Annotated in this window: 28 protein-coding genes; 15 read left to right on the forward strand and 13 right to left on the reverse strand. The window is 73.7% G+C overall.

Annotated features, from left to right (window positions below; translation table 11 throughout):
- The 4 genes from E1211_RS16630 to E1211_RS16645 all read right to left on the reverse strand — a co-directional run.
- Positions 1–1,151, reverse strand: a 1,151-nt coding sequence (locus E1211_RS16630; RefSeq protein WP_132349916.1) for a hypothetical protein, incomplete at its 3' end; no start/stop codon positions are given.
- 64 nt (positions 1,152–1,215) lie between these two features.
- Complete coding sequence (locus E1211_RS16635; protein WP_132349917.1) at positions 1,216–1,962, reverse strand: ZIP family metal transporter; 747 nt, start codon at positions 1,960–1,962, stop codon at positions 1,216–1,218.
- Positions 1,963–2,017: 55 nt separating this feature from the next.
- Positions 2,018–3,211: an enhanced intracellular survival protein Eis gene (gene eis, locus E1211_RS16640; protein ID WP_132349918.1), complete on the reverse strand. Its 1,194-nt coding sequence runs from the start codon at positions 3,209–3,211 to the stop codon at positions 2,018–2,020.
- Positions 3,211–3,933: a PP2C family serine/threonine-protein phosphatase gene (locus E1211_RS16645; RefSeq protein WP_132349919.1), complete on the reverse strand. Its 723-nt coding sequence runs from the start codon at positions 3,931–3,933 to the stop codon at positions 3,211–3,213. Before E1211_RS16645 ends, eis begins: the two co-directional genes overlap by 1 nt.
- Positions 3,934–3,995: 62 nt before the next feature.
- On the opposite strand from E1211_RS16645, the gene E1211_RS16650 reads away from it, so the two are divergent.
- Complete coding sequence (locus E1211_RS16650; RefSeq protein WP_132349920.1) at positions 3,996–5,096, forward strand: response regulator transcription factor; 1,101 nt, start codon at positions 3,996–3,998, stop codon at positions 5,094–5,096.
- A 49-nt stretch (positions 5,097–5,145) separates the two neighbouring features.
- Here the strand turns inward: E1211_RS16650 and E1211_RS16655 are convergent, their stop codons facing one another.
- On the reverse strand, positions 5,146–5,700 hold the full coding sequence (locus E1211_RS16655; protein ID WP_132349921.1) for a helix-turn-helix domain-containing protein: 555 nt from the start codon (positions 5,698–5,700) through the stop codon (positions 5,146–5,148).
- 58 nt (positions 5,701–5,758) lie between these two features.
- On the opposite strand from E1211_RS16655, the gene E1211_RS16660 reads away from it, so the two are divergent.
- Positions 5,759–6,976 carry a benzoate/H(+) symporter BenE family transporter gene (locus E1211_RS16660; RefSeq protein ID WP_132349922.1) on the forward strand — a complete coding sequence of 406 codons (1,218 nt, stop codon included), beginning with the start codon at positions 5,759–5,761 and terminating at the stop codon, positions 6,974–6,976.
- Positions 6,977–6,988: 12 nt separating this feature from the next.
- On the opposite strand, the gene E1211_RS16665 is transcribed toward E1211_RS16660, so the two are convergent.
- From E1211_RS16665 to E1211_RS16680, 4 genes are all read right to left on the reverse strand, one after another.
- Entirely contained in the window at positions 6,989–7,357 is a 369-nt protein-coding gene (locus E1211_RS16665; RefSeq protein ID WP_132349923.1) for a hypothetical protein, read from the reverse strand.
- 154 nt (positions 7,358–7,511) lie between these two features.
- Positions 7,512–7,763, reverse strand: coding sequence for a hypothetical protein (locus E1211_RS16670; protein ID WP_132349924.1), 252 nt, complete (start codon positions 7,761–7,763; stop codon positions 7,512–7,514).
- An 81-nt stretch (positions 7,764–7,844) separates the two neighbouring features.
- Positions 7,845–8,315, reverse strand: coding sequence for a large conductance mechanosensitive channel protein MscL (gene mscL / locus E1211_RS16675; RefSeq protein ID WP_132349925.1), 471 nt, complete (start codon positions 8,313–8,315; stop codon positions 7,845–7,847).
- 39 nt (positions 8,316–8,354) lie between these two features.
- Positions 8,355–9,038: a FadR/GntR family transcriptional regulator gene (locus tag E1211_RS16680; RefSeq protein WP_132349926.1), complete on the reverse strand. Its 684-nt coding sequence runs from the start codon at positions 9,036–9,038 to the stop codon at positions 8,355–8,357.
- Between the two features lie 50 nt (positions 9,039–9,088).
- On the opposite strand from E1211_RS16680, the gene E1211_RS16685 reads away from it, so the two are divergent.
- Entirely contained in the window at positions 9,089–10,381 is a 1,293-nt protein-coding gene (locus E1211_RS16685; RefSeq protein ID WP_132349927.1) for an MFS transporter, read from the forward strand.
- A gap of 10 nt (positions 10,382–10,391) precedes the next feature.
- Here the strand turns inward: E1211_RS16685 and E1211_RS16690 are convergent, their stop codons facing one another.
- Positions 10,392–10,748 (reverse strand): STAS domain-containing protein, encoded by a 357-nt coding sequence (locus tag E1211_RS16690; RefSeq protein ID WP_132349928.1) that lies wholly within the window; start codon positions 10,746–10,748, stop codon positions 10,392–10,394.
- A 165-nt stretch (positions 10,749–10,913) separates the two neighbouring features.
- Here E1211_RS16690 and E1211_RS16695 point away from each other — a divergent pair, with 165 nt between their 5' ends.
- Genes E1211_RS16695 through E1211_RS16720 form a run of 6 tightly spaced genes read left to right on the forward strand, consistent with a single transcriptional unit; the run spans position 10,914 to position 16,517 of the window.
- Positions 10,914–11,771 carry an STAS domain-containing protein gene (locus tag E1211_RS16695; protein WP_132349929.1) on the forward strand — a complete coding sequence of 286 codons (858 nt, stop codon included), beginning with the start codon at positions 10,914–10,916 and terminating at the stop codon, positions 11,769–11,771.
- Positions 11,771–12,193, forward strand: coding sequence for an STAS domain-containing protein (locus E1211_RS16700; RefSeq protein ID WP_132349930.1), 423 nt, complete (start codon positions 11,771–11,773; stop codon positions 12,191–12,193). Before E1211_RS16695 ends, E1211_RS16700 begins: the two co-directional genes overlap by 1 nt.
- Entirely contained in the window at positions 12,190–12,609 is a 420-nt protein-coding gene (locus E1211_RS16705) for an ATP-binding protein (protein WP_132349931.1), read from the forward strand. The genes E1211_RS16700 and E1211_RS16705 overlap by 4 nt, the downstream gene beginning before the upstream one ends.
- 38 nt (positions 12,610–12,647) lie before the next feature.
- Positions 12,648–13,622 carry a SpoIIE family protein phosphatase gene (locus tag E1211_RS16710; protein WP_207915394.1) on the forward strand — a complete coding sequence of 325 codons (975 nt, stop codon included), beginning with the start codon at positions 12,648–12,650 and terminating at the stop codon, positions 13,620–13,622.
- Positions 13,619–14,977, forward strand: a complete 1,359-nt coding sequence (locus E1211_RS16715) for a sensor histidine kinase (protein ID WP_132349933.1) — start codon at positions 13,619–13,621, stop codon at positions 14,975–14,977. Before E1211_RS16710 ends, E1211_RS16715 begins: the two co-directional genes overlap by 4 nt.
- 1 nt (position 14,978) lies before the next feature.
- The gene (locus E1211_RS16720; protein WP_132349934.1) at positions 14,979–16,517 is read left to right on the forward strand and encodes a SpoIIE family protein phosphatase; all 1,539 of its coding nucleotides are present in this window, start codon (positions 14,979–14,981) and stop codon (positions 16,515–16,517) included.
- Positions 16,518–16,674: 157 nt separating this feature from the next.
- Here E1211_RS16720 and E1211_RS16725 read toward each other — a convergent pair whose 3' ends face one another.
- The gene (locus E1211_RS16725) at positions 16,675–17,496 is read right to left on the reverse strand and encodes an AraC family transcriptional regulator (protein ID WP_132349935.1); all 822 of its coding nucleotides are present in this window, start codon (positions 17,494–17,496) and stop codon (positions 16,675–16,677) included.
- 32 nt (positions 17,497–17,528) lie between these two features.
- Between E1211_RS16725 and E1211_RS16730 the strand changes: the two genes are divergently transcribed.
- The 4 genes from E1211_RS16730 (at position 17,529) to E1211_RS16745 (ending at position 20,960) form a co-directional block, all read left to right on the forward strand.
- A complete protein-coding gene (locus tag E1211_RS16730; RefSeq protein ID WP_132349936.1) occupies positions 17,529–18,101 on the forward strand; it encodes a TIGR03086 family metal-binding protein in 573 nt (190 codons plus the stop codon).
- Positions 18,102–18,200: 99 nt separating this feature from the next.
- Complete coding sequence (locus E1211_RS16735; RefSeq protein WP_132349937.1) at positions 18,201–18,755, forward strand: PadR family transcriptional regulator; 555 nt, start codon at positions 18,201–18,203, stop codon at positions 18,753–18,755.
- Entirely contained in the window at positions 18,733–19,434 is a 702-nt protein-coding gene (locus E1211_RS16740) for an ABC transporter ATP-binding protein (RefSeq protein WP_132349938.1), read from the forward strand. Before E1211_RS16735 ends, E1211_RS16740 begins: the two co-directional genes overlap by 23 nt.
- The gene (locus E1211_RS16745) at positions 19,431–20,960 is read left to right on the forward strand and encodes an FtsX-like permease family protein (protein ID WP_132349939.1); all 1,530 of its coding nucleotides are present in this window, start codon (positions 19,431–19,433) and stop codon (positions 20,958–20,960) included. Before E1211_RS16740 ends, E1211_RS16745 begins: the two co-directional genes overlap by 4 nt.
- A 36-nt stretch (positions 20,961–20,996) precedes the next feature.
- Here the strand turns inward: E1211_RS16745 and E1211_RS16750 are convergent, their stop codons facing one another.
- Entirely contained in the window at positions 20,997–21,182 is a 186-nt protein-coding gene (locus E1211_RS16750; RefSeq protein WP_132349940.1) for a hypothetical protein, read from the reverse strand.
- A 76-nt stretch (positions 21,183–21,258) separates the two neighbouring features.
- Between E1211_RS16750 and E1211_RS16755 the strand changes: the two genes are divergently transcribed.
- On the forward strand, positions 21,259–22,212 hold the full coding sequence (locus tag E1211_RS16755; protein ID WP_132349941.1) for a threonine/serine dehydratase: 954 nt from the start codon (positions 21,259–21,261) through the stop codon (positions 22,210–22,212).
- Between the two features lie 54 nt (positions 22,213–22,266).
- Here E1211_RS16755 and E1211_RS16760 read toward each other — a convergent pair whose 3' ends face one another.
- Positions 22,267–24,363 carry a S9 family peptidase gene (locus tag E1211_RS16760; RefSeq protein ID WP_132349942.1) on the reverse strand — a complete coding sequence of 699 codons (2,097 nt, stop codon included), beginning with the start codon at positions 24,361–24,363 and terminating at the stop codon, positions 22,267–22,269.
- Between the two features lie 102 nt (positions 24,364–24,465).
- Here E1211_RS16760 and E1211_RS16765 point away from each other — a divergent pair.
- On the forward strand, positions 24,466–25,230 hold a 765-nt coding region (locus tag E1211_RS16765; RefSeq protein WP_132349943.1), incomplete at its 3' end, for an FAD-binding oxidoreductase.

Consider the following 25,230-nt stretch of genomic DNA (forward strand, 5'->3'; position numbering starts at 1 on the left):
GTGGGGTTGCGGGCGCCGAGGAAGAAGATGCCGGGGAAGCCGCGCGTCTCGAACCGGCCACTGCGGTTACGGCGCAGCGTCGAGTCCTCGATGGTCATCGTGCCCGTCCGGTCGTTGCTGACGAAGAAGATCGCGCCACCGCCCTCGTTCGCCTCGTTGTTCTCGATCAGCGTGCCGGCGATCCTGACCGTGAAGCGGTTGCCGTCGCAGTAGATCGCCCCGCCGCTGCCGCCGCCGGGCGTACCGGACTTCGCCGGGTTGGCGCCGGTGCCGATCGCCTCGTTGCCGGTGAAGAGGCTGTTCAGCACGGTCCACGACACGCCGATGCTGCTCAACGCGCCCCCGTTCGAGCAGGAACCGTGATCGAAGGTGCTGCTGACCACGTACACCGGCTTGTTCTCGTACTGGCTGAGCACCCGCAGGGCGGCGCCGCCCAGGTCCGGCCCGGTGCGGTCGCAGCGGTTGCGGACGAACTTGGCGTTGACCACCTTCACCCGCCCGCCGCGGACGAAGACCGCGCCGCCCCCGCCGCCCTCGGCCTCCTCGCCGGTGGAGTTGCCGTCGGCGAAGGTGATGTTCTGGAGGGTGAGCTGCGGGTGGTCCTGGTTCTGGCAGTGCGAGGTGGTCCAGCCCTGCGCCTGGTCGCAGGTGTTCATGTAGAGGATCCGCCGCTTGCCCTGGCCGCTGAGGGTGACCTTGCCGCCGCCGTCCAGCACCACCTTCGGCCCGTTGGCGTTGCGGACCTTGGCCGTGGCGGTCATCCGGATCGTCACCGGATCCGGTCCGCAGTCGAAGGTGATCACGCCGCCGGCCGCGACGGCCTTCACCACGGCGGCGGAGGTGCAGCTCGCCGGCGTTCCGTCGCCGATCGTGCGGGTCGGCTTCGCGGTGTCCACCGCCCGCGCCTCGGCCGGCACGGGCGCGTGTCCCTTCGTGTTCCCGGCCCGGAACACCGTCGTGGGCCGCTTCGACGCGGAGGGGCTCGGGCCGCCGAAACCGGTCCGGGCGGCCGGAGCGGCCTGCTGCGTGCCGGTCGGTGACCCGGCGTCGGCCGAGGGGGTCGTCGTCGTCGGCACCGGATCGGCCGTGCCGCAGGCGGAGAGGGCGACGAGGCCGGCGGCGACGAGGGCGAGGAGGGGTCCGGTACGCACGCCACGATGCTAGGGGCTGGCGCGCGGGAGCGTGCCCCGGCGATGCCGGCGACGGCGGGCGCCGTCAGACGTGGGAGAGGGCGTACGCGGTGAGGAACCCGGCCACGGTGATCAGACCGACCAGCAGGTGGGCGTCCTCGAACGCCTCGGGGACCATGGTGTCGGTGATCATTGCGAGGATCGCCCCGGCGGCGAGGGCGGTGATCGCGGCCAGCACCGCCGGGGACGCGCCGGCCAGCAGGACCCGTCCGCCGAGCGAGGCGACCCCGCTGAGCAGCGCGATTCCGCTCCAGAGCAGGAAGACGAAGCGGGCGCTGCGGCCCGCGCCCCGCATCCCGGCCGCGCTCGACAGTCCCTCCGGGACGTTGCTGAGGAAGACCGCGACCACGGTGATCACGCTGACCGTGCCGCCGGCCAGCAGGCTCGCACCGATCACCACCGACTCGGGTACGCCGTCGAGCACCGCACCGACGGCGATGGCGGAACCGGAGCCGGGCTTCTCCCGCTCCGAGGGCTGCCGCCCGGAACGCTTCCGATGGCGGGCGCCCCGCCGCGCCAGGCCGATGTTGGCGAGCGTGTACGCCACCGCGCCGCCGGCCGCCCCGATCGAGGTCGGGAGCACCCCACCCCGCTCGTGCGCCTTGCCGATCAGTTCGAACGCGGCGGCGGAGAGCAGCACGCCCGCGCCGAACGCCATCACCGACGCGTTGACCCAGCGCGGCACGCGGGTGTACCACCCGACCACCGCCCCGAGCAGCAGGGCGGACCCGGCCAGCAACCCCCAACCACCCGCCTGCAACGCCTCCGGCACTCCGGGACCGTACCCGTGCCGGACGCGACCGCAAACCGGAACGTGATCGGAACTCTCAGAAGTCGGCGAAGAGGTACGGCACCTGGCGCGGGAAGATCCGGCGCAGCTCGGCGGCGGCGTCGGCGGGCACCTGACCGAGCCCGCCCAGCTGCACCTCGATCGGGTCGAGCACCCCGTACGCCAGCGCGGAGAGCCCGGCCGCGGTGAGGGTGGCCGCCGGCACGGACCCGGCGGTGGACGTGCCGCCGAGCAGCTCCAGCGAGCCGGTGGTGCCGTCGAGCAGGTGCGTGCCCGCGAGCCAGCGGTCGCCGGTCAGCTCGACGCGGACCCGCCCCGGACCGGCCGGCAGCCCGGCCAGCGCGTCCAGCGTGAGCAGGCGGGCCATCGGGGCCGAGGTGCCCGGCCGGGCCGTCCGCGCCTGCACGTGCACGGCCAGGTCGGTGAGCCAGAGCTCCGGCAGCTCGTCGGCGGCCAGCCGGACGCTGACCCGCTCCACCTGGTCGACGTGCCGGGCGAAGAACCGCAACACCAGCGACCGGGCGTACGCGTCGGCGACCAGCAGGTCGTCGGCGATCAGTTCGCCGCCGTGGTCGTCGATCCGGTACGTCACCGCGCCGGTCAGCGCCCCGTCGACGCGGGCCGTGAGCAGCCACCGATCGTCGGCGTCGCGCAGCCGCACGTCCCGGTAGTCGGGGAAGATCGCGAACCCGTGCCGGTCCCGCAGGCAGCCCTCGGTGAACTCGCGCCACGCCGGGTAGCCGGTGGCGATCCGCTCCCAACCCACCTCGCCGGGCAGGTCGGCGTGGAGCAGCGGGGCCAGGTCTGCCGGCGAGAAGGTGGCCGTCCGCGGCTTGGGCAGCCCGACGTAGCCGAACCTGGCGTAGAAGCTGGGGCGGAACGGGTAGAGCGCGGTCAGCGAATGCCCCTCTTCGCGCATCTCGTCGAGGAGCTGGTGCAGCAGCGTCCGGACGTGTCCCTGCCGGCGGGCCAGCGGGTGCGTCGCCACCCCGGCGACGCCGGCCATCGGAAGCACCGCGCCGCGCAGGTTCTGCCGCATCGGGATGGCCGTGGCAGTCGCCAGGGTCTCCCCGTCCGCCTCGACGATCAGCGTCCGGTTGCCCTCGTGGTAGGGCAGGTAGCGGGCGAACTCGTCGGCGCGGCGCGAGGGGGACGGTTCGAAGGCGTACGCGCTGAGCACGAAGCTGGTGGTCAACCGCTCCTCGGGGCTGATCCGGCGGACGGCCGCCATCAGGCCACCAGGGTGACGTCGGAGACGACCACCGTCACGTTGTCCGGCGCGCCGGCCTGGTGGGCGAGCTTGACCAGTTGCTCACCGCAGAGCTGCCGGTCGCCGTACGCGCCGAGGGTCACCGCGATCGCCTCGTTCTCCACGTAGTCGGAGAGGCCGTCGCTGCAGAGCAGCAGCCGGTCGCCGGCCTGGACGGTGAGCGTGCCGATCGTCGGCGGGCTGTCCCCGCCCTGCACCGCGCGCGTCACGAGGGAGCGTTGGGGGTGGTGCCGGGCCTGGTCTGGGGTGAGCGCCCCCTGGTCGACCAGCGCCTGCACGAACGTGTCGTCCCGGGTGAGCTGCGTCAGCTTGTTGTCCCGCAACAGGTAGCAGCGCGAGTCACCGACCTGGGCCAGCACCAGCGTGTCACCGGCGAGCAGGGCGGCCGTCAGGGTCGTACCCATGCCGTCGCGCGCCGGGTCGACGGTGATGGCGGCGTGGATGCGCTGGTTGGCGGTGCTCACCACGGCCCGCAGCGCGTCGGTGGCCGCCTCCGGCTCGCTCGGCGGGGCCAACTCGTCCAGGATCCGGATGACGATCTCGCTCGCCACCTCCCCCGCGGGCAGGCCGCCCATGCCGTCTGCGACGGCGACCAGCCGGTCACCGGCGAGGGCGGAGTCCTCGTTGTTGGTCCGGACCAGGCCGATGTCGTTGAGGATGGCCGAGCGGAGGATGAGCGTCATGCGCTTAGCTTGCCAAGAACACCCCACCCGCGTCTCTACGCACTACTGCGTAGGGTTGAGGAATGATGCCGGTGTCGCTGGTGGGGCGCGCCCGTGAGCTGGCCGAGTTCGACCGGGCATGGTCCACGGTGGTTGCCGGGCGACGGGCCGCGCCGACCGTCGCGGTGGTCACCGGCGGCGCGGGAGTGGGCAAGAGTTTGCTCGTCGCCGCGGCCCTGGACGCGCTGACGCCGCGTCCGGCGGTGGTGCTCGCCGGTGCCGCGCGGGTGCACAGCCCCGCCCCGTACGACTGGCTGGCGGCGGTGCTCAGCGGGCGGGACACGAGCGGTCTCGACCTGCCGCCGGACGCGCTGGCCTGGCTGGCCCAGCATCCGACCTCGCCCCGGGAGCGGTACGCCCCCGGCGCCCTGCTGCGTCTCGCCGTGCGGACGGTGCGGCTGCTCGTGGGCGCCGGCCCGGCCGTGCTGGTGGTGGAGGACCTGCACGCGCTCGACCCGGCGAGCCTGAACCTGATCGGCGAGCTGGCCACCGCCGCCGAGCTGCCCGCGCTGCTCGTGGTCGCCACCCGGCCCGCCGAGGAGGCCGTCGCGCCGGATCTTGCGGTCCGCGCGCTCTCCCGGCTCTGCGGCGTACGCGGCGCCGTCCGGCAGCACCTCGGGCCGCTGCGTACCGCCGAGGTCGCCGAGGTGCTGAGCCAGGTGTACCCCGGTTCGCCCCAGCCCGGGCGGCTGGCGAGCGCCGTCTGGCGGCGGACCGGCGGCAATCCGTTCGCGTTGACGGAGCTGCTCGCCGCGCATGCCGGTCAACCCCCGGAGGCGCTGATCCGGCCGCTGCCCGGCACACCCGGCCCTCGGCAGTCGACTCGTTCGGCCGGCTCCCGCCGCTCGGCGGGGTCGGCTCGGCCCGCGCTCCGCCCCGCCCGCCCGGTCGGCACGACCGGCGTACGGGAGGCGGAGCTGACCGGCCGGGAGGTCGAGGTGCTCGGCTGTCTCGTCGCCGGGATGTCGAACAAGCAGGTCGCGAAGGCGCTCGGCATCTCGGTGCGCACCGTCACCGTTCACGTCTCCAACCTGCTGCGCAAGACCGGGGCGGCCTCCCGGACGGAGGTCGCGCTCTGGGCCGTACAGCGGCGGCTCCCGGTGCCCGCGCCCGTCGAGCGCTGAAGCCGGCGCGCGGCCGGTCCGTGCCGGCCGGTCCCGGGGTGCGCGGGGGTCAGCGACGCGGGTAGCGCAGCAGCAGGCTCGCGTCGACCTCCTCGTCGCCGACCGCCGCGTAGCTGTGCGGCACGTCGGAGGCCCAGCGCAGGTAGCCGCCGGCCGCGGCGGTCGACGGCGCTTCCGCCGGACCGGCCCGTAGCACCCCGGAGAAGACCGTAACGTGCTCGGTGACGCCGGGCTGGTGCGCCGGGGAGAGCTGACCGGCTCCCGCGCGGACCCGCATCCGGTACAGCTCGTAGGTCGCGTCGGCGTCGGTGAAGACCTCCAGCAGCGTGGCGTGCACCGCCGCGCCGTGCACTGTCGGCGTCGCGGCCGGTTCGGCGAGCACCGCGGTCAGCGGCACGCCGAGCTGGGCGGTGATCGCGTAGAGCGTCTCCAGCGTGGGATTGCGGGTGCCGTTCTCCAGCCCGGAGAGGGTCGCCTTGCCCACGCCGGCGAGCCGGGCCAGCGCCGAGAGCGAGATCCCCTTCTCCTCGCGCAGTCCCCGTACCCGGGCGCCGATCACGCGCGGATCGGCGTCGAGGGGACGGTCTGGTGAGGGCCGGGGCATCCCGCTATGGTGCTACACACCATCGTTCCGTAAACGGAACGGTCAGCGAGGAGGCGGTGTGGCGGGACGACTCCAACCGGTGCTCGCGGGCGTGGTCACCGCGCTCGTCGGCTTCGCCAGCTCGTTCACCGTCGTGCTGGCCGGGCTGCGGGCGGTCGGCGCCGATCCGGGCCAGGCCGCCTCGGGGCTGCTGGCGCTCTGCGTGGCGTCCGGGCTCGCCGCCGGCTGGCTCGGCCTGCGCCACCGGATACCGATGAGCGTCGCCTGGTCCACCCCGGGAGCCGCGTTGCTGGTCGCCACCGGGCCGGTGCCCGGCGGCTGGCCCGCCGCCGTCGGGGCGTTCCTCGCCTCCGGCGTACTGATCGTGGCGGCCGGGCTGGTACCACCGCTCGGCCGCGCGGTGGCCGCCATCCCGAAACCGATCGCCGGCGCGATGCTCGCCGGAGTGCTCCTGCCGCTCTGCGTGGCGCCGGTACGCGCCCTGGTCGAGGTGCCCCGGCTGGCCGGCCCGGTGGTGGTCGCCTGGCTGCTGCTGCACCGGTACGCCCGCCCCTGGGCGGTGCCCGGAGCGCTGGTGGTCGCGGTGGTGGCGATCGCGTCGACCTCGGCCGGCGCCGGTCTCGGCGCGCTCGGGCTGCGCCCCGTGGTCGAGCTGACCCCGCCCTCCTGGAACGTGCCGGTCCTGATCGGGCTGGCGCTACCGCTCTTCCTGGTCACCATGGCCGCGCAGAACGTGCCCGGCACGGCGGTGCTGGTCGGCTACGGCTACCGCCCGCCGTTCGCCGCCGCGTTGCGGGCCACCGGCATCGCCGGCCTGGTGGCCGCCCCGGCCGGCGGCCACGCGGTCAACCTCGCCGCGATCACCGCGGCGCTCGCCGCCGGGCCGGACGCCCACCCCGACCCGGACCGGCGCTGGATCGCCTCGGTGACGGCGGGAATCGGGCTCGCCCTGCTCGGGTTGGGTGCCGGGGTGGCCACCGCGTTGGTGGCGGTCGCGCCACCGGTGCTGATCGAGGCGGTCGCCGGGCTGGCCCTGCTCGGCGCGCTGGCCACCGCGCTGACCTCGGCGGTGGCCTCGGCCGCGGCCGAGCCGGAGCGGCGCGAGGCGGCGGTGGTCACCTTCGTGGTGACCGCCTCCGGGGTCACCCTGCTCGGCGTGGGCGGCGCGTTCTGGGGCCTGGTCGCGGGCTGCCTGATGCTGCTGCTCTTCCGCCGCCGCCGTCGTGCCGAGCCCGATCCGGTGCCGGAGGCGGAGTCGGTGCTGAGCCGGCGTTGATCCGGCGGCGGGTCACTCCTCGGCGGGCAGGTTGGCGGCCGGGACGTCGAGGCGTACCTGGCCGTCGGCGACGGTGGCGATCCAGTCGGCGGGTACGTAGACCGCCCCGACGTCGACGAGCGTGCTGCTCACCTTCAGGTATCCGCCGTGCAGCAGGCGGGCGGCGAGGTCGGCCGGGACGCCCGGCTCCTCGACCGCTGTCGACTCGATCAGCTCGTCCAGGCTGCTGCCCGGGTCGGCGGTGGGCGCCTGCACCGTCACCGCGTTCGGGTCACCCCGCTGGACGAGATCCACCGTGCCGATCTCGACCCCGTCGGCGTCGATCACCGGCATCCCGGTGGTGATCCGGGAAATGGTCTGCTGGTCGCCCTGCTGCCTCATTCCGACGCGGTTCCCGGGGCGGCGTGACGCTAAACGCCACCCCGGGCCGACCCGCCGGGTGAGCCCTTCTCGACCTGAACCGCGCGGTGCGTGCGCACCTCGTCCACGCTCGCGTCCGGTGAACGGTGAGGGGAGAGGGAGAAGGGCTCAGCCGTCAGCTGTTCGGTGCGCCCCAACCACCCGGCGGACGGGGCGACAACTCCCGCCAGCCGTCCGGCCCTTCGAGCAGCGCGCGGATCGTCTCCTCGGCCTCGTCGGCACTGTCGTGCTCGTAGAAACGGGAGACCCCCTCGGCGCCGCCGGCCCGCTGCTCGACGTGCCACCGGTCGCCGTCCACGCGGAGGAACACGTCCCGCCGCGCCAGCCGCCCCCATTTCCCGTTCCACCAGTGCTTCCGCTGCTCCATGCGCGGACTCTATCGAACATACGTACGAGAATGTGCGGCCCCCACGGGAATCCCGTGGGGGCCGATGTGCCGGTGCCGGGTTCAGCGCGCGGTGGGCGGTTCGTGCCGGCCGAGCACGTCGTCGAGCGCGCCGCGCTGCTGCCCGGGCGTCCGGTGACCCGCCGCGACCAGCGCGTCGCGGATCTCGGTGAGCAGCTTGACCTCCTCGCTGGGCGCGGCCGGCGGCGGCTCCTCGCCCCGCCGACGCCGCTCGGCCAACTTGTTCATCGGGTAGACGACCAGGAAGTACAGCGCCGCCGCGGTGAGCAGGAACGTGATCAGCGCGTTGATGAACCCGATCCAATCGAAGTCGACGCCCCGAATCGTCCACATGGCGCCCTTAAGGCCGTCCTCGCGACCGGTGATCACGAGCGTGATCAACGCGATGAGCGGCTTCAGGAAGGAAGCGGTGAGCTGGGTCACCACGCCGGTGAACGCGGCGCCGATGACGACGCCGACCGCCAGGTCGACGACGTTGCCCCGCATGATGAAGTCTTTGAAGCCCTTGAGCATCCGTACTCCCGCGCTGTCCGGTTTTCCGTCCGGGACAACCTAAGCCCTGGGCTGTGACTCCAGGAAAGCCGCGGCCTCGTGGGCCGCCCGCTCCGGATCACCGGCCCGGATCGCCTCCACCAGGCGGGAGTGGTCGATGTGCTGCTCCGCCGTCATCGCCTCACCCATCGTCTCGACCAGGCTGCTGCGCAGCGCGGTGCCGACCGAGGCGTAGAGCTCGGCGAGCATCCGGTTGTGCGCGGCGGCGACCACCGCCGTGTGCAGGGCGACGTCGGCCTCCACGAACTCGTCGGCCCGGCCGCCGTGCCACGCCGCCTCGCGGGCCGCGAGCGCGCCGTCGAGGGCGAGCAGGTCCGCGGGCGTACGCCGGAGCGCGGCGAGCCGGGCCGCCTCCACCTCGAAGGCGCGGCGCACCTCGATCACCTCGGTCAGCCGCTCGTCGGTGAGCTGGCGGGCCACCACGGGGGCGAGCTCGTCGGTCGAGACCACGTACGTCCCGGAGCCCTGCCGGCACTCCAGCACACCGGCGTGCTGGAGCGCCCGGACCGCCTCGCGGACCGTGTTGCGCCCGACCCCGAGCGCCGCGACCAACTGCGGCTCGGTGGGGATGCGGCTGCCGACCGGCCACTCGCCGGCCAGGATCCGCTCCCTGAGCTGGGCGATCGTGTCGCGTATCCGCTGCCCACGGGGCGGCACCGGCGGGGAATCGACTGATGGTGTCACTGGTTACATCACCGGTCCGAGATTCATCCCATGATTGTAGGTTCAGCGGTATGACCCCGCCACCACCCACCGGCACAGCCGACCCGATCCTCGTTCCCGCCGGCCGTCCTGCGACCGGAACCGGCCCGGGCTCAGCTCCGACCGGGGTCACCGGCCCGGTGGCCGGTGCCGCCCTGGTGCTGGTCGGGATGCTGCTCGTCGCGCTCAACCTGCGCGCCGCGATCACCGGCCTCGGCGCCCTGCTCGACGAGGTCCGCGACGGCATGGGGCTCTCCGGGGCGATGGCCGGCGTCATCACCACGCTGCCCGCCATCGCCTTTGGTGTGTTCGGCGCGCTCACCCCCCGGCTGGTCCGGCGGTACTCGCCCCCGCGGCTGCTCGCGGCGGCGATGGTGCTGCTCGCCGCGGGGCAGCTGGTCCGGGTCGGCACCGGCTCCACGGTGGTCTTCCTCGTCGGCAGCGCCGCCGCCCTCGCCGGGGTCGCCGTGGCGAACGTGCTGCTGCCGCTGCTCGTCAAGCAGTACTTCCCGCACCGCATCGGGCTGGTGACGGGGGCGTACTCGATGACGCTCACCGCCGGTGCGGCGACCGCCGCCGCGACCACGGTGCCGATCGCCCACCTGCTCGGCTCCTGGCGGGCCGGGCTCGCCGTCTGGGCCGGGCTGGCCGCGATGGCCGTACTCCCGTGGCTGCCGCTGGTGTTGCGGGGCGGCGCGGCCCGGCGAGCCGCCACCCCGACGGCGGCCGGGCCCGTCCGGTCACGGGTCAGCCCGGCGCGAACCCGGCTCGGCTGGGCCATGGCGATCTACTTCGGGCTCCAGTCGCTCAGCGCGTACGCGATCATGGGCTGGCTGGCCCAGCTCTTCCGCGACGCCGGTTTCCAGCCGGAGCAGGCCGGCCTGCTGCTCGCCGGGGTGAGCGCGCTCGGCGTGCCGATCGCGTTGCTCATGCCGACCTTCGCGGGTCGGCTCCGCTCACTGCAGCCGCTGATGCTGGCGCTCTCCGCCGCGATGGCGATCGCCTACGTCGGCGTGGCGCTGGCGCCGCACCGGGGCGCGCTGCTCTGGGTGGTGCTGCTGGCGATCGGGCAGAGCGCGTTCCCGCTGGCGCTGGCCGTGATCGGCATGCGGGCCCGGACGACGGAGGGGACGGTGGCGCTCTCCGCGTTCACCCAGAGCACCGGCTACCTGATCGCGGCCATCGGCCCGCTGCTGGTCGGCATCCTCTACCAGGCGACCGGGGGCTGGACCGTACCGATCGGCTTCCTGGCGGTCGCGCTCGTGGTGCAGACGGCCGCGGGCATGGTCATCGCTCGTCCCCGGCACATCGAGGACGAGCAGTGAGCGAGGACGGTCAGGAGGAGGCGGGCGTCGGATCCCCGGCGACCGCCTGCTCGACCGTCGGGTACGTCTGGAGCACCTCGACCAGGCCGCTGACCTCGAGGATGCGCAGCACGCCCCGCTGAGGCGCGGCCAGCCGGACCACACCCCCCACCTCGTCGCAGCTGTTCTTGGCCCGTACGAACACCGACAGCCCGGTGGAGTCGCAGAACGAGACCTCCGCCAGGTCGAACACCAGGCGGCTGCGCCCCTTGTCGAGCAGGTCGGTGATCTGGTCCTGCAGCTGCGGTGCGGTCGCCATGTCCAACTCGCCCGCGACCGACACGACGACCACGTCGCCGCGCTGTTCCGTCTGCACCGTCAGGGACATTCGCCAGACCTCCTGTTATCGGTGGAACGGTATCCCACGATCCCGGCCGTACGCAGAACGGGCGCGGCCATCTGGTGGCCAGCATCATTCCGTTGCCTCGTGGCAAGTAGTTGGGCGGGTTCCGGTGCTAGAGTCCGCACGGTCCGGGTCGAGGGGGGTTTGATAATGGCACTGACTGCCGAGGAGAGCGGCCGGCTCGCGGCCCTGCTGAGCGAGCACGTCGACCAGGTCACGCAGCGTTGGGTGGAGACGGTGGCGGCGTCGCTGCGCGGCCGGCTCAGCCAGGTCGAGCTGCGCACGCAGCTCCAGGAGCTGCACCGGGCCATCGTCGCGACGGCCGAGAACGGGGTCGTCGACCTCGACGCCGAGCACGCCGCCGAGCTGCGGGCCGTGCTCGCCGAGCTGTCCCGCGGACGGGCCCGGCAGGGCTTCTCCGCCACCGAGACGGCGATCAGCGTCTTCGCGCTCAAGGACGTGCTGCTGGAGCTGCTGGAGTCGCACGGCGGCGAGAGCACCCTCCGCGACTATGTGGCGTTCTCCGGCCTGATCGACGCGATGGGCCTTTTCACCTTCGAGAGTTACGTACGCACCCGGGAGGGGCTGATCGCCGACCAGGCGGAGCAGCTGCTCGAGCTCTCCACCCCGGTCGTGAAGCTCTGGGAGGGCGTCGTCGCCGTGCCGCTGGTCGGCACGCTCGACTCCGCCCGGGCCCAGGTGGTGATGGAGCGGCTGCTCCAGACCCTGGTCGACACCGGCTCGCCGTACGCGATCATCGACATCACCGGCGTACCGGCGGTGGACACCCAGGTCGCCCAGCACATCCTGAAGACCGTGGTGGCCGCGCGGCTGATGGGCGCGGACTGCATCATCTCCGGCATCCGCCCGCAGATCGCCCAGACGATCGTGGCGCTCGGCATCGAGTTCGGCGACATCGCCACCAAGGCGAGCCTCGCCGACGCGCTCCGTCACGTGCTGCGCCTCACCGGCGTCGAGACCACCCGCCGCTCGCGCAGGGGGGCCTGATGGAGCGGGTGCCGATCCTCAAGATCGGCGACATCCTCCTGGTGTCGATCCAGGTCGACATGTCCGACCAGACGGCGCTCCAGCTGCAGGAGGATCTCGCCGAGCGGATCGTCGCCACCGGCTGCCACGGCGTGATCATCGACATCACGGCGCTGGACATCGTCGACTCGTTCGTCGGGCGGATGCTCTCCACCATCGCGTCGATCTCCAAGGTGCTCGACGCCGAGACCGTCGTGGTCGGGATGCGCCCGGCGGTCGCCATCACCCTGGTCGAGCTGGGGCTGTCGCTCAACGGCATCCGGACCGCGCTGAACGTGGAACGCGGCATGGAGCTGGTCGCGGCGGCGCGCGCCGACGAGTCGCCGTACGACCACGAGCTCGCCGACGAGTCCGACGAGGCCGAGACGACGGGCTCACCGTGACCGCAGGCGTCGACCTGGGGCAACCGCGGACGCAGGCGATCCGGAGCGACGAGGACGTGGTGCGCGTCCGGCAGCTGGTCCGTACGGTTGCGGTGGCGGCGAAGCTGTCCCTGGTCGACCAGACCAAACTGGTCACCGCGGCCAGCGAGCTGGCCCGGAACACGCTGGTCTACGGCGGGGGCGGCGCCGTCGAGGTCACGACGGTGGACAACGGGCTGCGCCGCGGGGTGCGGATCCTCTTCGCCGACTCCGGTCCGGGCATCGCCGACCTGGACCTGGCGCTCACCGACGGCTACACCACGGGCGGCGGGCTCGGCCTGGGGCTGAGCGGCGCCCGCCGGCTCGTCGACGAGTTCGACATCGACACCGGCGTCGGCAAGGGCACCCGGATCACCGTCACCAAGTGGGCTCGGTGAGCGAGGACGCGGTCGCTGACCGCGGAGTCTGGTTCCGGATGGAGTCGGGGAGCACGGGCAGCGCCGTACGCCGCGCCGCCGAGCGCCTCGGCCACCGGCTGGAGCTGGGTGAGACCCGCATCGCGGACCTGGCCATCGTCGCCGCCGAGCTGACCAGCAACCTGGTCAAGCACGCCGAGGAGGGTTCGCTGCTGCTGCGTCCCGTCCGCCGTGAGCGCGAGGCGGGCGTGGAGCTGATCGCCGTGGACTCCGGGCCGGGCATGGCGGACCTCGCCATCTCGTCCCGGGACGGACACTCGACCGTCGGCACGCTCGGCATCGGCCTCGGGGCGATAGTCCGGCAGGCCACCTGGTTCGACGGCTACTCGCGGCCCGGCCGGGGCACGGTCCTCGCCGTCCAGATCTGGCCCTCGGACATCGACGAGACACCCTGGGTCGGGGGGCTGACCCGGCCGCTGAGCGGCGAGACGGCCAGCGGGGACGGGTACGCCGTCCGGACGATCGAGGGTCGCCGCCAGGTGCTGGTCGCCGATGGGCTGGGCCACGGCCCGCTGGCGTGCGCCGCGAGCGACGCGGCGGTCACCGCCTTCCACGCCGCTCCGCCCGGGTCTCCGGCGGCGGTGGTGCAGCACCTGCACCGGTCGATGTCGCACACCCGGGGCGCCGCTCTCGCGGTGGCCGAGCTGCCCCTGTCGTCGTCCGGCGTCCTGCGCTACGCCGGGCTGGGCAACATCGCCGCGCAGGTGGTCGCGGCGGACGGGCGACGCCGGGGCCTGGTCTCGCTACCGGGCATCGCCGGGCACCAGCGCCCGGTGATACGCGAGTACGAATACCCCTTCGAGGCCGGCGCAGTGCTCGTGATGCACAGTGACGGCGTGGTCGACAGGTGGCGGCTCGACGACCTGCCGGGCCTCGTCGAGCGCTCCCCGCTGGTGATCGCCGCGACACTGCTGCGGGACGCGGGCATCCGGCGGGACGACGCCTGCGTGCTGGTGGCGAGGGCGTCGGCATGAGCACGACGCCCGACCGCCCGCCGCTGCTCCAGATGGCGCTCCGCGTCGAGCACGACATCTTCGTGGTGCGCCAGCGGGGCCGGGAGGTCGCCGCGGCGGTGGGCCTGGAACACCAGGACCAGGTGCGCGTCGCCACCGCGCTCAGCGAGGTGGCCCGGGACATGCTGGGGGTGGTCGGCGGCGCCGACGTGGCGTTCCACCTCGACGAGACCGCCGACGGCCGGCGCCACCTGCGGGTGGACCTGGTTCCGGTCCGACCGCTGCCCGGCGGCCGGTACGAGCCGCAGTCCGGCGCGGTGGCGCGGCTCGTGGACAGCCTGGGCGTGATCGGGGTCGACCGGGATACGGTCGTGAGGATGTCGCGACGTGTCCCGGTCACCGCGCAGGCGCTGACCCCGGAGCGCCTCGCCGAGCTCCGGACGGAGCTCGGTCGGAGCAGCCCGGGCAGCGCCCTGGACGAGTTGGCGGCCCAGAACCAGCAGTTGATCGCGGCCCTCGACGAGGTGCGTTCGCAGCGCGACGAGCTGGCGGTGCTGAACGAGGAACTCCAGGAGACGAATCGGGGTGTGCTCGCGCTCTACGGGCAGCTCTCGGAGGAGCTGGAGGAGACCAACCGCGGCGTGGTGGCGCTCTACGCCGAGCTGGACGAGAAGTCGGCCCAGCTCCGGGCGGCGAGCGAGTCCAAGAGCCGGTTCCTGGCCAACGTCAGCCACGAGCTGCGGGCGCCGGTGACGGCGATCATCGGCCTCGGCCGGCTGCTCGCCGACTCCGCCTCCGATCCGCTGACCCGGGAGCAGGCGCAGCAGGTGGAGCTGATCCGCTCGTCGGCGGCCGACCTGCTCACCCTGGTCAACGAGCTGCTCGACCTGGCCAAGGCGGAGTCGGGGCGAATCGAGGTGAACTGGGCGGAGGTGGACCTGCGACCGGTCTTCGGGCAGCTGCGCGGCACGCTGCGTGCGCTGGCCACCGGCCGCCCGGTGGAGCTGGTGGTGGAGGAGCCGCCCTCGGCCACGCTGCGCACCGACGAGCTGCTGCTCGGTCAGGTGCTGCGGAACCTCTTGCACAACGGGCTGAAGTTCACCGAGCGGGGCGAGGTGCGGCTGCGCGCGCGCCGGCGGGACGACGCTTGGGTGCTGACGGTCACGGACACCGGCCCGGGTATCGAACCCGAGCTGCACGACCGCATCTTCGAGGAGTTCTACCAGGTGCCGGGGGCGACCCGGGCCGGTGGCACCGGCCTCGGGCTGCCGTACGCCCGACGCCTCGTCGCACTGCTCGGCGGCACCCTGGAACTGACCAGCGAGCCGGGCCGGGGCAGCACCTTCACGGTCACCCTGCCTGTGGACGGAGCCTGAGGTGCCCACCCAGGCGACCGTCCTGGTGGTCGACGACAGTCGGACGAAGCGCTACCTGCTGGTCAGCTGGCTGACCCGGGCCGGGTTCCAGGTGATCGAGGCGGAGAACGGCGCCGACGCGCTGACCCGGGTCGACAGTGACCACGTCGACCTGGTGGTGCTCGACGTGCGGCTGCCCGACGCCAGCGGCTTCGAGGTGTGCGAGCAGATCAAGAGCCGCCATCCGGTCATGCCCGTGATCCACGTGTCGGCGCACGCGGTGGACGTGGTGGACCGGGCCCAGGGGCTGACCCGGGGTGCGGACGCGTACCTCGCCGAGCCGATCGAGCCGGAGGAGCTGGTCGCCACCGCACACGCGGTGCTCCGTTACTACCAGGCCCGGCAACGCGCCGAGCTGCTCGCCGCCCGGATGCTGGCGCTCGCCGACACCACCGTCGCGGTGCACGCCGCGTCGACGTTCCGGCAGCTGCTCGACGCGGCGGCCTCCGGCGCCGCCGAGATCTTCAAGAGTCCGGCGGTGGTGGTGGGGGAGACGGCCGACGGCGAGTTGCTCGCCGGGGTCTCCGCCGGCCAGGGGCTGGGCGCCTCGACGGTGCCGTGGACTGTCGAGGGCGACAGTGCGGTGCCGGTCGGCACGACGGTGCGGGTCACCGACCCGGCGCAGTGGGCCCTGCTGGAGTGGCCGGCCGGCGACACGGTGACGGTGGCCGCCGCCCGGCTGCGGGAGGACCGGCCGCCGCTCTACGTCGTGGTCCCCACCAAGACCCAGACCGAACGTACGCCGGCGCTCGTGCAGTTGGTGCAGGCGGTGGCCGCGGCGGTGGAGGCCCAGCGGTCGTACGACGAGGAGCACCGCATCGCGGTGACCCTCCAGCGCAGCCTGCTCCCGCGGCGGATCCCGGTGATCAACGGTCTCGATCTCGCGGTGCGCTACGAACCGGCGAGCGCGCGGACCGAGGTGGGTGGCGACTTCTACGAGCTGGTGATGCTCGACGGGCATCTGCTGCTCGCCGTCGGTGACGTGGCGGGGCACTCGTTGCACGCGGCGACGGTGATGGCCGAGCTCCGGCACGCCGTCCGGGCGTACGCGGTGGAGGGCCACCAGCCGGGCGCGATCCTGCACCGGGTGAACGAGCTGATGCGCACGTTGCTGCCGAACGAGTCCGCGACTCTCTGCGTGTTGCTGCTGGAGCCGGCGACGGGGCGGGTCCGGCTGGCGAGCGCCGGTCATCTGCCGCCGGTGTTGAACGTCGACGGCAAGGTCGAGTTCATCCAGCACTCGGCGCCGCTGCTCGGGGTCCGCGCCGATCGCCCGGCGGATCTGGAGTTCGTGCTCCCGCCCGGGGCGACGCTGGTGTTCTACACCGACGGCCTGATCGAGCGCCGGGACGCGACCATCGACGAGGGGCTGGCGGCGCTGGCCGACGTCGCCGCGCAGGTGGACGACGACCTGGACCGGTTCTGCGAGCGGCTGCTGGTGGAACTCACCCCGCCCGAGATCAACGACGACGTCGCGGTGGTCGTGCTGCGTCGCAGATGACCGTGCGCCCGGATGATCGCCGATCGCCGAGTCGAGTGGCCTCGCGCCGCCGGTCCGGGCGGCTGGGCGAGGCCGGCGCCGCCGGTCCGGGCGGTTGGGCGAGGCCGTCGCCGCAGTCCGGGCGGTTGGGCGAGGCGGTGCCGGAGGTGGTGCGGGGTCAGGTGAGCGAGCGGACGTAGGCGGCGGGGGACGTGCCGGTGACCGCCCTGAACTCCCGCACGAGGTGCGCCTGGTCGCTGTAACCGAGGTCGGCGGCGAGCCCCGCCCAGTCCGGCGGCGACCCACCGGCGGCCTGCTCGATGACCTCCTGGATCCGGTACCGGCGGATCACCCACTTCGGACCGACGCCGACCCGCTCCAGGAAGAGGCGTTGCAGGCGGCGGGTGGTGAGACCGTGCCGCTCGGCGAACGTGTCCACCCGGAGCACCGTCCGGTCGGTGCGGATCTCCTCGACCAGGCGGATCACCTCGTCGGTGACCGGGTCCGCCACCGCCCGCGGCACCCAGCCGGTGAGCAGCGCGTCGAGGCGGCGGCAGCGGTCGGCGTCCGTGCCGTCGCAGATGTCGCCGGTGTGGTCGCGGGCCGGCGGCCAGAGTTCGGCGAGGTCGGCGAGGGGCCGGCGGCGGCCGGTCAGCTCGGCGACGGAGCCACGCCAGAACGGGTGGAAGCCGCCGGGCCGGAACTGGACGCCGCTGACCCGGCCGGTGCCGCTGAGCGTGATCGAGAAGAGTGCCAGCCCGACGCCGGCCACCTCGCCGGAGGCGGGACCGTCGCCGTGGCGACGGAAGACCAGGTTCACCGCCGGATGCGGTACGACGCGCTGCGCGAACGGCTCGGTCAGGTCCCAGTCGACGAACCAGTAGTGCTCGACCCAGGGGCGCAGCACCCCCGCCGGCAGGTACCGGTGGAACCGGACCTGGCGCAGCAACCGGCCGGGAGCGAGGATTCCCCGGCTGTCGCCACGCGGTCGTTGTCGCATTTCTTCAAGACCGTCCTCATAGGCTCGGGCCTATGGCCACAGAGACTAGCGTTCTGCTGGCGGCTGCGGCGCCGCCGACGGTCGGGGTGGTGCGCGGCATCGCCGACGACCAGCTGCACCTGCCGACACCGTGCCGCGACTACTCCGTACGCGATCTGCTCAACCACCTCTTCGAGGTGGTGGTCAACTTCCGGGACCTGGCGGCGAAGCGCCCGGTGACCTGGGCGGAGAAGCAGGACTTCCTCACCGACGACTGGCGGGGCCGGTTCGAGGTGGAGACCGAGCGACTGATCACCGCCTGGGCCGACCCGGCGAGCCTGGAGGGCGTCTCGCCCGGCATGGGCATGCCGCAGAGCACTGTGGGCGGCATGGTGTTGCTGGACTTCACCGTGCACGGCTGGGACCTGGCCGTCGCCACCGGCCAGCCGTACGCTCCGGCGCCGAAGGCGATCGTGGTGCTGCACGAGCTGACCGAGCAGCTCGGCCCGACGGGCCGGCAGATGGGTGTCTTCGGCGACCCGGTGCCGACCGGCCCGGCCGTGCCCGACCTGGACCGGCTGCTCGGCCTCACCGGCCGCGATCCCCGCTGGACCGCCGTCGGCTGACGCCGGCAGCCCCCGTCGATCGCACCCCTGCCGCCCGTGCGGGTGATCGACGGGCAGGAGCCGTTGACAGGGAGTATTCACCGAGTGAATAGTGGACTGATGTCCACGCCGCACGTCCTGCTCGGGCTGCTCGCGACGGGTGACAAGCACGGCTACGAGCTCAAGCGCGCCCACGACGAGCGGCTTCCGCAGGCCCGGCCCCTGGCCTTCGGTCAGGTCTACGCGACCCTGAACCGGTTGCAGCGGGACGGGCTGGTGACCGTCACCGGCCAGGAGCGCGACGGTGGGCCCGAGCGCACCACCTACGCGCTGACCGGCGAGGGGCGCGCGGCCCTGGACCGGTGGCTGAACGACGTCGAGCCGCCCTACCCGTACGTGGCCAGCACACTGCTCGCCAAGGTGGCGGTGGCGCTGCTGGTCGCCGACCTGGACCGGGTACGGGCCTGCCTCGCCGCCCAGCGTCAGGCGCACACCGCGCGGCTGCGCGAACTGACGCTGCTGAAACACGCCCCATCGGCCACCCTCGACGACGTCGTGGCGGCCGACTTCGCCATCGCTCACCTCGACGCCGACCTCACGTGGCTGGGGACCACGTTGAGCCGGGTCGCCGACTGGCACCGGGAGGTGCGGCATGAGCCAGCTCCAGGCCCGTGACCTGGTCAGGTCGTACGGGCGGACGCCCGCTCTGCGCGGCGTGACGCTCGACGTCGACGAGGGGGAGATCGTCGCGGTGACCGGGCCGAGCGGCTGCGGCAAGTCCACCCTCCTGCACTGCCTCGCGGGGATCCTGCGCCCCGACGCCGGCGAGGTGATCTGGCGCGGTGAGCGGCTCGACACCCGGTCCGAGGCCGCCCGGTCGCGGCTGCGCCGCACCGAGTTCGGTGTGCTGTTCCAGTTCGGTCAGCTCGTGGCCGAACTGACCGCGGCGGAGAACGTCGCGCTTCCGTTGCTTCTCGCCGGCACGGGGCGGCGAGCGGCGCGGGAGGCGGCGTTGACCTGGCTGGAGCGGTTCGGCGTGGCGGAGTTGGCCGACGTCCGGCCGGGCGAGATGTCCGGCGGGCAGCAGCAGCGGTGCGCCACCGCCCGGTCACTGGTCACCGAACCGCGAGTGCTCTTCGCGGACGAGCCGACCGGCGCACTGGACACGCTCACCGGCGAGCAGGTGCTCACCACGATGGTCCGGCTCGCCCGGGAGCGGCGCACGTCGGTCGTGCTGGTCACGCACGAGCCGCGCATCGCCGCGTACGCCGATCGGGAGGTGACGATCCGCGACGGGGCGGTCGAGCACAGCGGCTTCGACCTGAGCGCGCTCTCGACCGGCGGTGACCGGTGAGACCGTGGGCGCTGCTCCGGCTCGCCCTGGCCGGGACCCGCACCGACACCGTACGGGTGCTGCTCACCGCGTTCAGTGCGGCGCTGGCGGCGCTGGCCGCGTGCGCGGCGCTCACCGTACTGGCCATCCCCACCCCCATGGCCACGCCCGGGAACATGGTCCGCTGGTCCGAGCAGTACTCGAACGCGCTCCTGCGGGAGCCGGGGCTGCGGGGCGGCACCGCCTTCGCCCTCGTACTGCTCATGATTCCGGTGCTGGCCCTGGCCGGGCAGTGCGCCCGGCTCGGCGCCCCGGCCCGGGACCGCCGGCTCGCCGCACTCCGGCTCGCCGGCGCGACCCCGGGGCAGGTCACGTGGCTCGCGATGCTGGAGACCGGCGTCGCCGGCCTCCTCGGCACACTCGGCGGGCTCGCCCTCTACCTGGCCGGCCACGAGCTGCTGCACCGGCCGGACGAGCGTGGGCAGCTCGCCCTCCCCACCGACGTGCTGCCGCATGCCGGGGCGCTCGCCGCGGTCGTGATCGGTCTGCCGCTGATCGCCGGACTGGCCACCGCACTGATGCTGCGCCGCGTGATCACCACACCGTTGGGCGTGACGCGCCGGGCGGCCCGGGAACGCGGCCCCGGCCCCTGGGCGGGGGTGTTGATCGTCGCCGGCGTGGCGGCCTTCATCGTCGGGTGGCCCGTCCTGCTGCGACGGACCGTGGACGGGCCGTACGTGGGATACGCGCTGCTGCTGATCGCCGCGGGCGGACTGGTCGCCCTGCTCGGGGTCGTGACGGGCACCGGCTGGATCTCGCACACCACCGGTCGTCTGCTGCGCCGGTACGCCCGCCACCCCGCCGCGTTGCTCGCCGCCGGCCGGTTGACTGCCGATCCCTGGGCCGGCAGCCGTACCTTCGCCGCCCTGCTGGCGGCGGTGACCTTCGGCGCCGGGGCGGCCGGGCTGCGCGCGCACTTCGTCGCCCAGGACCAGCTGACGCGCCGGCAGAGCCGACTCGCGGGTGACGAGTGGGGCGCCAACCCGTTCTACCTCAGCACGATGAGCCTGGTGGACCTCGCGGTGGCCGTGGCGGTGGTGATCGCCGCCGCGGGTCTGCTCGTCGCCGTGGTCGAGGGTGTCGTCGCGCGGCGGCGGACGTACGCGGCGCTGACGGCGACCGGCGTGCCGCGAACCACGTTGGCCTGGTCGCTCGTCTGGCAGGCGGTGCTCCCCGCCGTACCGGCGATCCTGCTGGCGTTGACCGTCGGCGCGGTCCTCTCCCGGGCGTTCTTCGGTGACGCCGAACGGGGCCCGTCGACCTCCTCGGTGTGCGAGGCCGCCGTACAGCTCTGCGCCGACCCGGCCACGCGGGATCAGTACACCAGGATCACGGAGAGCCCGGCCGTACGCGCGGTTCCGGACGTGCCGCTGGAACACCTCGCACTGCTCGGCGGTGGCGCCCTGGCCGCGGTGCTCGCCACCGTCGCCGTCGGTCTGCTCTTCCTGCGGTCGAGCACCGCTGTCGAGGAACTCCGGGCGACCTGAGCCGGTGGCCGTCACCGGTGGTGGCCGTCCGGCCGGTCACGCGGGCGGGTGGAAGAGGCCGGCGGACCAGGCGATGACCAGGCCGACCGCCGCCGAGCAGCAGCAGACGAACAGCGCGGCGACGACCACCGCGACGACGACCAACGCCGGGCGGCGTCCGGCGGGACCGGGTTCCGCCCCCGTCGGGTCGGCCCCGTCCGGTTGCTCGTCGGCCTCGCTCACCGGGGCAGTCTAGGTGCCGCAGGGCGGCGGCACGCCGGGGCCGCGCGACGGCCCCCGGGTGGTGGAACATGAGGCGATGGAGCTGATCTCGATCGAGGACGTCCGGGCCGCCGCGGCCGACATCGCCGGCACCGTGATCCGTACCCCGCTGCTGCCCGCGCCGTGGGACGCGCAGGTGTGGCTCAAGCCGGAGAGCCTGCAACCGGTCGGGTCGTTCAAGCTGCGGGGCGCCACGCACGCGGTCGCCCGGCTCGACCCGGTGGTCCGCGCCCGCGGTGTGGTCACCCACTCGTCCGGCAACCACGGGCAGGCGCTGGCGTACGCGGCCCGCGCCGCGGGCGTGCCCTGCACGGTGGTGGTGCCGGAGGGCGCGCCCGCCGTGAAGATCGACCGGATCCGGGCGCTGGGTGCCGAGGTCGTGCTCGTCCCGCCCGCCCGGCGACTGGCCGAGGCGGAGCGGATCGTGGCGGAGGCCGGGGGCGCGCTGGTGCCGCCGTTCGACGATCGGCGCGTCATCGCCGGTCAGGGCACCGTCGGGTTGGAGATCGTCGAGGACCTCCCCGACGTGGACGTGGTGCTGGTGCCGGTGGGCGGCGGCGGTCTCGCCTCGGGCGTGGCCACGGCGGTGAAGGCGCTGCGCCCGTCGGCCGCGGTGATCGGTGTCGAACCGCTGCTCGCCGCCGACGCCCGGGAATCGCTCGCCGCCGGGTCGGTGGTGGTCTGGGACGTCACGCGGACCCACCGGACGAGCGCGGACGGGCTGCGCACGAACCTCTCCGAACTGACGCTCGCTCACCTGAAGGAACGCCTCGACGGCATCGTGACAGTGACCGAGGAGGAGATCGCGGCCGCGATGGGTCGCCTGGTGCGCGACGCCCGGCTCGTGGTGGAGCCGAGCGGCGCGGTCGCCCTCGCCGCGCGGCTCTTCCACAGCGACCAACTGCCCCCGGGCCGTACGGCCGCCGTGGTCACCGGCGGGAACGCCGACCCGAGCGTGCTGGCCGGCGTGCTGACCGGCACGTCGGGCTGACGGCGGCCGTGGCGCCGAAAGGGGGCCCGCCGCCGCGGGCCCCCTCCCCGCACGTCAGGCGCGGCCGAGGCGGTCGAGGATCCAGGCGTTGATGAACGCCTCCTCGCGCCAGGAGTCGTACCGGCCGCTCGGGCCACCGTGGCCCGCGCCCATCTCGGTCCTCAGCAGATAGTCGCCCCCGGGTGCGGTGGCCCGCAGTCGAGCGATCCACTTCGCCGGCTCGTGATAGAGCACCCGGGTGTCGTTCAGGCTGGTCACGGCGAGGATCGCCGGGTAGTCGACGGCCGCCACGTTCTCGTACGGCGTGTACGACTTCATGTACGCGTACACCTCGGGCTCGTCGAGCGGGTTGCCCCACTCCTCCCACTCGGTGACGGTCAGCGGCAGCGACGGGTCGAGGATCGAGGTGAGCGCGTCCACGAAGGGCACCTGCGCGACGATCCCGGCGAAGGCGTCCGGGGCGATGTTGGCGACCGCGCCCATCAGCAGCCCGCCGGCGGAGGCACCCCGGGCGACCAGCCGGTCGCTCGCCGTCCACTCGGCCTCGACCAGGTGCCGGGCACAGGCCACGAAGTCGGTGAAGGTGTTCTTCTTGGCCAGCAGCTTGCCCTGCTCGTACCAGCGCCGGCCCAGCTCGCCGCCGCCGCGGATGTGCGCCACCGCGAAGATCACGCCCCGGTCCAGCAGGGAGAGCCGGGCCACCGAGAACCACGGGTCCATGCTGGCCTCGTAGGAGCCGTAGCCGTAGAGCTCGCAGGGGGCGGAGCCGTCGCGCGGGGCGCCCTTGCGGAAGACCAGCGAGATCGGTACGCGGGTGCCGTCGTCGGCGAGCGCCCACTCCCGGTGCTGCTCGTACAGGTCCGGGTCGTACGGCCGCCCGTCCGGCCCGGGCAGCACCGGCTTCTGCTTGCGCAGCACCATCCGCCGGGTCACCAGGTCGTAGTCGTAGATCGAGTCCGGGGTGATCAACGAGGAGTAGCGCAGCCGGATCTCCCCCGTGCGGTACTCGGGGTTCGCGTCGAGGCCGACGCTGTAGAGCGGCTCGGGGAAGTCGATGTCGTACCCGTCGCCGCCGCCGATCGGCAGCACCCGCAGCCCGGTCAGCCCGTTCGTGCGCAGCGAGACCACCAGGTGGTTCTCGAACGCGTCCACCGACTCCAGCCGGGTGCCGGGGGAGTGCTCGACGAGCGGCACCCAGTCGCCCGGCGCGTCCGCCGAGGTGTACGCCAGCGCGAAGTCCTCCGCGCCGTCGTTGTGCAGGATCAGGAAGCGGTGGCCGTGGTGCTCCACCGTGTACTCGACGCCCTGCCGGCGCGGCGCGACGACGGCCGGGAGGCCCGTCGGGTTGCCGGCCGGGATCACCCGTACCTCGCTGGTGATCTTGCTGTGGATGTCGATGACGATGAACTTCTCGGAGCGGGTCAGCTCGACGCCGACCCAGAACCGCTCGTCGTCCTCCTGGTGCACCACCACGTCGTCGGAGGCGGGCGAGCCGATGGTGTGCCGCCAGACGCGGTACGGCCGCCAGGCGTCGTCGACGGTGACGTAGAAGAGCGCCGACGCGTCGCTGGACCAGGCGGAGCCGTAGAAGGTGTCCGGCACCTCGTCCGGCAGCAGCTCGCCGGTGGTCAGGTCCTTGACCCGCAGGGTGAACCGCTCGTCACCGGAGAAGTCCGTCGAGTACGCGAGCCAGCGCCCGTCCGGGCTCACGTCGAACGCGCCGAGCGCGAAGAAGTCGTGCCCCTCGGCCAGCTGGTTGCCGTCGAGCAGCACCTCCTCGCCGTCGAGCGGGGCGCCGTCGGCGCTCGTCGGCGGCTCGGTCTCACCGTCGCGGACGGCGCGCCGGCACTGCACGCCGTACTGCTGCCCCTCGACGGTGCGGGTGTAGTACCAGTAGCCGTCCTTGCGGGTCGGGACCGACAGGTCCGTCTCCTGGGTGCGCCGCCGGGTCTCCTCGAACAGCTGCTCGCGCAGCTCGGCCAGGTGTGCCGTGCGCGCCTCGGTGTAGTCGTTCTCGGCGGTCAGGTAGGCGATCGTCTCGGGGTCGTCCTTGGCGGCCAGCCAGGCGTACTCGTCGACGACGGTGTCGCCGTGGTGCTTGCGCTCGGCGGGCACCCGCTTGGCGACGGGCGGGGAAGTCTCGGTGGTCACGGCGGCCACGTTACCGGCCGAGCACCGTTCGTCGCCGGTACGCGCATCGCCTCCGCGGCGAATCTCCACCCACCGCATTCGAACACATGTACGATGACCGGCATGGCGGCTGCAGCGAGTTCGATCGACAGGTCCGGAGCGCTCGAGATCACCCGACGGCTCACGGAGATCTGCGGCCCGCCGTTCGCCCGGTTCGCGGGCCCCGCCGACGAGGTGGCCGGGCGTGCCGCCCGCTGGGTCGCGGTGCCGGGTGGCCCGCAGGCGGCGGCCGAGGTGCTCCGGCTCGCGGCGCGGCACGGCCTCACGGTGGTTCCCCGCGGCGCCGGCACCAAAATCGACTGGGGGGCGGCACCGGAGCAGGTCGACATCATGCTCGACACCGGCCGGCTCGCCGGGATCGGCCACGAGCCGGTCGGCGCGGCCGTGGCTGAGGTGGGGGCCGGCACGCCGCTGCGGGCGGTGCAGGCGACGCTCGACCGCACCGGCCAGCGGCTCGCCGTCGACGCGCCCTCACCCGGCGCGACCCTCGGCGGCGTGCTCGCCGCAGGCGAGGCCGGGCCGCTGCGGCACCGGCACGGCACGCCCTGCGATCAGCTGGTCGGCGTGCGCTACCTGACCGCCGAGGGCGAGCTGGTCGACGCCGGCGGCGGTGCGCCGGGACTCGACCTGGCGCGCCTGCTCTGCGGATCGCAGGGTGCGCTCGGGGTGCTCGTCTCGGCCACCCTGCGGGTGCAGGCCGTACCGGCCACCCGGCTCTGGGTCTCCCGTCCGGTCTGGACGCCACTCGAGGTGCACGACCTGGTGCGCACGATCCTCGCCGCGCGCCTCGATCCCGCCGCGATCGAGCTGGACCTCCCCGCCCTGCCC

The sequence above is a fragment of the Micromonospora sp. 15K316 genome (assembly GCF_004348525.1).
In the GTDB taxonomy this organism is placed as follows: Bacteria; Actinomycetota; Actinomycetes; order Mycobacteriales; family Micromonosporaceae; genus Micromonospora.

Bases quoted from the DNA above. Each gene is read 5' to 3' on its own strand.
- eis (WP_132349918.1), bottom strand. From the start codon at position 3,211: ATGGCGGCCGTCCGCCGGATCAGCCCCGAGGAGCGGTTGACCACCAGC.
- E1211_RS16645 (WP_132349919.1), bottom strand. From the start codon at position 3,933: ATGACGCTCATCCTCCGCTCGGCCATCCTCAACGACATCGGCCTGGTC.
- E1211_RS16650 (WP_132349920.1), top strand. From the start codon at position 3,996: ATGATGCCGGTGTCGCTGGTGGGGCGCGCCCGTGAGCTGGCCGAGTTC.
- E1211_RS16655 (WP_132349921.1), bottom strand. From the start codon at position 5,700: ATGCCCCGGCCCTCACCAGACCGTCCCCTCGACGCCGATCCGCGCGTG.
- E1211_RS16665 (WP_132349923.1), bottom strand. From the start codon at position 7,357: ATGAGGCAGCAGGGCGACCAGCAGACCATTTCCCGGATCACCACCGGG.
- E1211_RS16670 (WP_132349924.1), bottom strand. From the start codon at position 7,763: ATGGAGCAGCGGAAGCACTGGTGGAACGGGAAATGGGGGCGGCTGGCG.
- mscL (WP_132349925.1), bottom strand. From the start codon at position 8,315: ATGCTCAAGGGCTTCAAAGACTTCATCATGCGGGGCAACGTCGTCGAC.
- E1211_RS16685 (WP_132349927.1), top strand. From the start codon at position 9,089: ATGACCCCGCCACCACCCACCGGCACAGCCGACCCGATCCTCGTTCCC.
- E1211_RS16690 (WP_132349928.1), bottom strand. From the start codon at position 10,748: ATGTCCCTGACGGTGCAGACGGAACAGCGCGGCGACGTGGTCGTCGTG.
- E1211_RS16695 (WP_132349929.1), top strand. From the start codon at position 10,914: ATGGCACTGACTGCCGAGGAGAGCGGCCGGCTCGCGGCCCTGCTGAGC.
- E1211_RS16700 (WP_132349930.1), top strand. From the start codon at position 11,771: ATGGAGCGGGTGCCGATCCTCAAGATCGGCGACATCCTCCTGGTGTCG.
- E1211_RS16710 (WP_207915394.1), top strand. From the start codon at position 12,648: ATGGAGTCGGGGAGCACGGGCAGCGCCGTACGCCGCGCCGCCGAGCGC.
- E1211_RS16715 (WP_132349933.1), top strand. From the start codon at position 13,619: ATGAGCACGACGCCCGACCGCCCGCCGCTGCTCCAGATGGCGCTCCGC.
- E1211_RS16725 (WP_132349935.1), bottom strand. From the start codon at position 17,496: ATGCGACAACGACCGCGTGGCGACAGCCGGGGAATCCTCGCTCCCGGC.
- E1211_RS16730 (WP_132349936.1), top strand. From the start codon at position 17,529: ATGGCCACAGAGACTAGCGTTCTGCTGGCGGCTGCGGCGCCGCCGACG.
- E1211_RS16735 (WP_132349937.1), top strand. From the start codon at position 18,201: ATGTCCACGCCGCACGTCCTGCTCGGGCTGCTCGCGACGGGTGACAAG.
- E1211_RS16740 (WP_132349938.1), top strand. From the start codon at position 18,733: ATGAGCCAGCTCCAGGCCCGTGACCTGGTCAGGTCGTACGGGCGGACG.
- E1211_RS16755 (WP_132349941.1), top strand. From the start codon at position 21,259: ATGGAGCTGATCTCGATCGAGGACGTCCGGGCCGCCGCGGCCGACATC.